The sequence below is a fragment of the Streptomyces sp. WELS2 genome (assembly GCF_013870595.1).
GTDB lineage: Bacteria > Actinomycetota > Actinomycetes > Streptomycetales > Streptomycetaceae > Streptomyces.
Genome location: NZ_JACBWZ010000357.1, coordinates 1 through 6052 on the forward strand (window position 1 = coordinate 1; position 6052 = coordinate 6052).

Below are 6052 nucleotides of genomic sequence, written 5' to 3' on the forward strand. Positions count from 1 at the left end.
CCGCTGCTGATCGCCGCGCTCGCCTCGGCCGTGCTGGCGGCGGTGGCCTCGGGAAAGGAATGAGGCGCACCGCGCCCGACGAGCCGCGAACTGGAGCGCGCGGACAAGGAGTTCGCCCTCATCACCATGTGCGCGGGCGGCGGCCAGGCGACCGGGACGATCATCCAGCGGCTGTGGCCGCCCAGGAGACGAAGTCACCGAAGGCGGCGGGGCCGACGTTCAGCACGGACCCCGCCGGGGTCTTGGAGTCACGGATGGCGACGGTGGTGTTGCACGGGGGTTCGGCGACCTCTACGCAGCTGCCGCCCTGGTCGCCGCTGTACGAGGTCTTCTGCCAGGTCAGGTCACCGAGGGGGGCGCACTCGACGCAGTTGCCGCCTTGGTCGCTGCTGTACGACGACCTACGCCACTTGCTCTCCATAGCGGTCCTCCAGGACGCGCCCCGGATCAACTCCGCCGACTTCTGGATCGAGAGCGCGGCGGCTTGGAGGTGATCGTAACGGAGCGAGCAGTCCCGAACGGCTTCCGGGTTTGCCGTCGGATGCGCGCTTCCGTAGCCCTCCGTGTAGACAATGGTCGGGTCACTCGCAAACCGGTAGACGTCGAAAGAGCCGGTCATGCCCGCGTGGGCGCCGCTCGAAAACGGCAGCACCTGGACGTTGACCTGGGCAGCCATGACCTCTCGGCCACCGATCTCTTGATGCAGAGCCGCCTCGCTCAGGACTACCCAGAAGGCCGGGGGCAGCTCCTTATCGAAGATCCCCCTGTCGAGCGAGTCGTACGGCCGTACGGTCGTCCAGGTTGGTCTGGTCGATAGCTCCGAGTACGGCCCGTGCGTACGCTTTCGCGTTGCGTGAGGCCCGCCGCCTCCCGATACCGCCGTAGCTCGAAGCCGTAGTAGTGGAGCGGGGACGCGCCCGCGTCGAGGGTGCTGATGTTGGCCACAGGGCGACCCCTCTCACGCAACAGAGCCCACATGGGGACTCGTTCACGGTCGGCGAGCACTCCGTGCGCCACATCCGCCGGATCGTCCGCTCGCTGCTGTGCGAGTGGGAGCTGGAGCCGCTGACGTTCGCCGTGGAGCTGGGCGTGAGCGAGCTGGTCACCAACGTCGTACGGCATGTGCCCGACCGCCGCTGCCGGGTGGTCGTGGCCCGGCAGGCGGCGGGCGTCCGGGCCGAGGTGAGCGACGGCTTCGCCGCGCTGCCCCGGCTCGAGACCGGGGTGGGCGAGGAGTCCGAGGGCGGCCGGGGCCTGGCCCTGCTGGACGCCGTGGTGGACAAGTGGGGGGTGTCGCCGGGCGCCGACGGGAAGACGGTGTGGTTCGAGTGCCACGGCGGCCCCGCCCCGTGCGACGGCGGGCTCAGCCGGTGACGCGCGTTCCCTTCCGGTCATCGGACGGGGAGAGGGCGGAATCCGGTGCCGCGAGGGCGCCCGGCGGCAGACCGGCTCGCGGCCCCTGGAACACGTAGGACAGCCCGAAGCCCGCGCCCACCACCGCCGCGCCGCCGACCGCGTCCAGGACCCAGTGGTTGCCGGTGGCGATGATCGTGGAGACCGTGAGGAAGGGGTGCAGGAGGCCGAGGGCCTTCATCCACCGGCGGGGGGCGACGACGGCGATCACCACACCGCACCACAGCGACCAGCCGAAGTGCAGCGACGGCATCGCGGCGTACTGGTTGGTCAGGGCGGTCAGTGTGCCGTAGTCCGGCTTGGCGAAGTCCTGGACGCCGTGGACCGTGTCGATGATGCCGAGCGTCGGCATCAGGCGCGGCGGGGCCAGCGGGAAGAGCCAGAAGCCGACGAGGGCGAGCAGGGTGGCGAAGCCGAGGGAGGCGCGGGCCCAGCGGTAGTCGGCCGGGCGGCGCCAGTACAGGACGCCGAGGATGGTCAGCGGGACGACGAAGTGGAACGACTCGTAGTAGAAGACGAAGAACTCCCGCAGCCAGCCGGTCTTCGCGACGGCGTGGTTGACCGCGTGCTCGATGTCGATGTGCAGGAAGCGTTCGAGGCCGAGGACCATCCGGCCGTGGTGCTCGGCGCGGGCCCGGCCGCCGGAGATGGTGCCGCCGGTCGCCGCGAGGCGTACCTGCTGGTAGGCCGCGTAGGTGACACGGAGCAGCAGCAGTTCCAGCAGCAGGTTGGGGCGGGACAGGACGCGACGGAGGTGGGGCAGGAGGGGGACTGCCGCGTGCGCTGCGCCTGCTCGATTCCTGCCATCAGAAGCTCCTTGTGGTACTCGTGGCGGCCCGTTGGCAGGTCACGCGCAGTGCGGGACAGCAGCTGTGCGGCGGCTTCCTCCCAAGCGCCCGGCCTCTGCCGGGGCGTGTTCGCGCTCATCGGTTTCCTTCCTGTGCGGGCCGGACAGTGTTGACGCGGTCACCTGGTATCTGTCGGCCGGCCGCCCCGGCTTCCCGTCTGCCTCGAACTTTTCCGGATCCATCCGTGCTTCTCGCCCGCGGCGCACGCGGAACGCGGCCGCTCACCAAGGGCGGGCCGGCCACCGCGGCTTCGTCGTGCTGGTCGAGCTCGGCCGCTGTGAGAGTGCGGAGTTTCTTGCGAGCCCGGGACAGCCGGGAGGCGACCGTGCCCACCGGGATGCCCAGCGCCTTCGCCGCCGCCTCGTAATCGAGCCCTTCCCCCAGACAGAGCGCGACGACCTCACGTTCCGTCCTGCGCAACGCCCCGAGCGCCCGAAGGGTCGCCGCCAGCCTGCGCTGGTCGTCGATCTGGTTCGTGACCTCGTCGGCGTGGTCGGGAACGGGCAGGACGGCCGCCGCCGTGGCCACCGCCGCCCGGCGGTATCCCCGGTTTCCGCGTATCTGGTTGCGTGCGGTGTTGGTGGCGATGCCGAGCAGCCATGGCCGCAGCGAGCCGCCCTCGGCATCGATCCTCTCCCGGAGCCGCCACGCCTCCATGAACGTGGCGGCCATGACGTCCTCGGCCGTCGACCAGTCGGCGGTCAGTCGGAAAGCGTGGTTGTACACGCCACGGGCGTAACTGTCGAACAACTCGGCGAACGCGGCCGGCTCCCCAGCCCGTAGTCGGGCACGCATGTCAATGCTCACCTCTATGAGCTGTCTGCTCCTCGCTCCGCCTTCCGGTGATGTGCCTCACACGCGGGGCGTCGCGTGCACCGTCCCCGCCGTCATCGACGACGAGGGGCGTACGCCTGACATGTGCCGTGAGCGTGTGAACTCGGGGGGAGGCGCCGGTCGGTGACGGCCGTCCGGGCGGAGCGAGATCACCGCGCTTCCCCGGCGAGGCGACCACCAGCGGCCGGGAACGGTCAGCGGGCCGCCTGCTGCCGCCGCTTGCGGTAGTTGGCCACCTTGTGCCGGTTCCCGCACTCGGCCATGCCGCACCAGCGCCGGTTCGCGGACCGTGACAGGTCCACGAAGAGCCGGGTGCAGTCCTCGTTGAGGCACTCCCGTACGCGGGCGAAGTCGGAACCGCCGAGCAGGCCCACGGCGTCCCGGGCCACCGCGCCGAGCACCTCGTCGGCGCCCCCGGTACGGGTCAGCCGGCCGTCCTGGTCGAGTTGGTGCCTGGGCAGCGGCAACCGGGCCGCCTCGTTCACCTCGGCGAGGGCTTCCCGTACCTCGTCGTCCGCGGCCGGTGCCGGCGGCCACGCGCGAACCAGCGTGTACACGGCTTCTCTCAGACGGCACGTCCGGGACAGGGCGCGGGGGTCCAGCGGGCCGGGAGCGTCGAGCAGGCCCGCCTGCCGGATCCAGCGTCCTAGGTCGTCGGGGGTACGCAGCAGCTCGATGCGCCGGCTCCGCCGCCACAGCAAGGTGCCCGCGAGGTCCAGGGACAGTCGCCCGCTGACGAAGACGAAGTCATCCACACCCTCATGGTGCCAGCCGCTCTCCGGCACCGTCGTCACCCCTCCTGCCCGCCCAGCACCCTGGCGACCCGGTCCAGGATCTCCTCCAGCACCTGCCGAGAGGTGGCGAAGTTCAGTCGCAGGAACCCGTCGGAGTCCGGGCCGAACGGCGTTCCGCCGTCGAGCAGGACCCGGCCGTCCCTGAGCACCTTCTCCACCGGCGGTTCGGACAGACCGAGCGGCCGGGTGTCCAGCCACGCCAGGTAGGTGGCCTCGGGCAGGTGGTGGCGGAGCGGCGGGAGCCGGTCGCGCAACGCCGCGTGGACGCGTCGGCGGTTGCGGTCCAGCACGGTCAGCAGATCGCGCTGCCAGGCGTCGCCGTGCTCCCACGCGGCCAGGGTGGCTGTGACACCGAGCGGTGAGACGGTGCCGTACAGGTCGGGCGGCTGCGCGTCGCGCAGCGCGAGCAGGCGGTCGGGGCCGTAGTGCGTCACGGCACAGCGGATGGCCGCCAGGTTGAACGCCTTGGTCGCGGAGGTCAGGGTCACCGTGCGCCGGGCGGCGTCGTCCGACAGGCTCGCGAAGGGGATGTGCCGGTGGGGGGCGTAGGCCAGCTCGGCGTGGATCTCGTCGCTGACCACGAGCAGATCGTGCCGTCGCGCGATGGCGGCGATCTCGCCGAGCTCCTCGCGCGTCAGGACCCGGCCGGTGGGGTTGTGCGGGTTGACCAGGACGAGTGCCTTGCAGCCGGCCCGCTTCACCGCGGTGTCCAGGGCGGCGAAGTCCATGCGCCAGCCGTCGTCCGTGTCCAGCATCGGGACGGGCATGGTGCGCCGGTTCATCGTCCGCAGCGTCGCGAGGAACGGCGGGTAGTCGGGCGTCTGCACCGCCACCGCGTCGCCGTCCGACGTGGCGAGGTGGAGGACGAGTTGCAGACACTGGATGAGGTCGGTCTGCTCGCGCACGCGGTGCGCCGACGCGGCCCACCCGAACCGCTCGGCCATCCGCTTGGCGAAGGCCGTGCGCAGCGGACTGCCGTCCGGCCAGTCCGGATACCCGAGATCGCGGCCGTCAACGGCCTCGCGCAGCGCGTCCACCACCGGCGGCGGGATGGGGAAGTCCATGTCGGCCACCCACGCGGGCATGACGTCCCGCTCCGGGCGGTGCCACTTCACGCTGCCGCGGGCGCGCAGCCAGTCGAGGCCGAGGTCGTCGAAGCCGGGAACGTCCCGGACCGGTGCGGCACTCACGCGCGCTCCCCGGCTCGCAGGAGATCGCGGGTGATCTGCACCTGCCCGTGGTGCTGGGCCAGTTCCTCCAGTACGTGGAGCCGGACGCCCCGCACGCTCAGGGGGCGGTCCGGGCCCTCGAACCCGGCCGGCGGCGCGTTGCGCGGCGATCCGGACGGCGGCGCCGCGCGAAGGTCCGCCTCCAGACGCGCGAAGAGCGCGTCGACCTCCCTCCGCAGGCCCTGCGCGTCCCCCTTCGCCGTGAACTCGGCGGGCCGGTCGCGGTCGACGCGACGTCCGGCGACCACGTGGCCCAGCCAGTAGTCGGCGACGCCGACGCAGTGGTACGCGATGGCGTAGGGGGAGTTGGCGCCGGGCAGGCGCGGCGCGGTGTTGCCGAGGTCGTCACCCAGCTCCTCCAGTACGCCGAGCATCCCGTCGAAGGCGCGGCGAAGGAAGTACAGGTACTCGTCGTGATCGTGCACGGTCCCTCCTCGTCGGTCGGAGCGACAGCTTCACCACGATGGCGACACCTGTCAAGACGGTGTCATATCCCGCTCGTCTCTCCGAGGAACGGCACAAGTCGCTGATAACAGCGCGAATTCAAGCATGGGAAGTAACTGTCCCGCATGGTGTCTCCCGGCGGGATGCGGCGCGGCGACCGGTGACATCGCGTGCGCATCCGGTGAGTTCTGTAACAGCCGTGTGCCGGAGCCGTCGCGAAGGCGCCACCGCATCGAACTGATCCGGTGGGCCGTCCGTCGTGCTGATCGGACGAGGCAATCACGCAAGGGCGCTCTCCAGCGCTCGCCGACCGAGAGGACACCTCATGAACCACCGCTTCCGCGCCGCCTTCGCCGCTTCCGCCGTACTCGGTGCCGGGCTGCTCCTGACGGCCTGCCAGGAGGGCTCCGGCACCACCGCCGACGCCACGGCGAAGACCACCGCCACTTCGGCGGCGACACCCACCCCCCAGCCGGTGGCCGACGCCACC

The 6052-nt window shown here is 71.4% G+C and carries 6 protein-coding genes and 2 pseudogenes; 1 reads left to right on the plus strand and 7 read right to left on the minus strand.

Annotated elements, in window-relative coordinates; all coding sequences use genetic code 11:
* Window positions 1–160: 160 nt before the first annotated feature.
* Window positions 161–421 carry a DUF397 domain-containing protein gene (locus H5J33_RS20285; RefSeq protein WP_181796350.1) on the minus strand — a complete coding sequence of 87 codons (261 nt, stop codon included), beginning with the start codon at window positions 419–421 and terminating at the stop codon, window positions 161–163.
* Window positions 402–945: pseudogene (locus tag H5J33_RS36790) on the minus strand (DUF5753 domain-containing protein). The gene H5J33_RS20285 and the pseudogene H5J33_RS36790 overlap by 20 nt, the downstream one beginning before the upstream one ends.
* A gap of 63 nt (window positions 946–1008) precedes the next feature.
* Between H5J33_RS36790 and H5J33_RS20290 the strand changes: the two are divergent.
* Window positions 1009–1374: an ATP-binding protein gene (locus H5J33_RS20290; RefSeq protein ID WP_309485451.1), complete on the plus strand. Its 366-nt coding sequence runs from the start codon at window positions 1009–1011 to the stop codon at window positions 1372–1374.
* On the opposite strand, the pseudogene H5J33_RS20295 reads toward H5J33_RS20290, so the two are convergent.
* The 5 genes and pseudogenes from H5J33_RS20295 to H5J33_RS20315 all read right to left on the minus strand — a co-directional run.
* Window positions 1364–2185 (minus strand): annotated as a pseudogene (locus H5J33_RS20295) (phosphatase PAP2 family protein); the annotation flags it as partial. The gene H5J33_RS20290 and the pseudogene H5J33_RS20295 overlap by 11 nt on opposite strands.
* A 151-nt stretch (window positions 2186–2336) precedes the next feature.
* Complete coding sequence (locus H5J33_RS20300) at window positions 2337–3056, minus strand: RNA polymerase sigma factor (RefSeq protein ID WP_181796352.1); 720 nt, start codon at window positions 3054–3056, stop codon at window positions 2337–2339.
* A 233-nt stretch (window positions 3057–3289) separates the two neighbouring features.
* On the minus strand, window positions 3290–3850 hold the full coding sequence (locus H5J33_RS20305) for an ABATE domain-containing protein (RefSeq protein ID WP_181796353.1): 561 nt from the start codon (window positions 3848–3850) through the stop codon (window positions 3290–3292).
* A 35-nt stretch (window positions 3851–3885) separates the two neighbouring features.
* On the minus strand, window positions 3886–5079 hold the full coding sequence (locus H5J33_RS20310) for a MalY/PatB family protein (RefSeq protein WP_181796354.1): 1194 nt from the start codon (window positions 5077–5079) through the stop codon (window positions 3886–3888).
* Window positions 5076–5543, minus strand: a complete 468-nt coding sequence (locus H5J33_RS20315; RefSeq protein ID WP_181796355.1) for a DinB family protein — start codon at window positions 5541–5543, stop codon at window positions 5076–5078. The genes H5J33_RS20310 and H5J33_RS20315 overlap by 4 nt, the downstream gene beginning before the upstream one ends.
* Window positions 5544–6052: the final 509 nt, after the last annotated feature.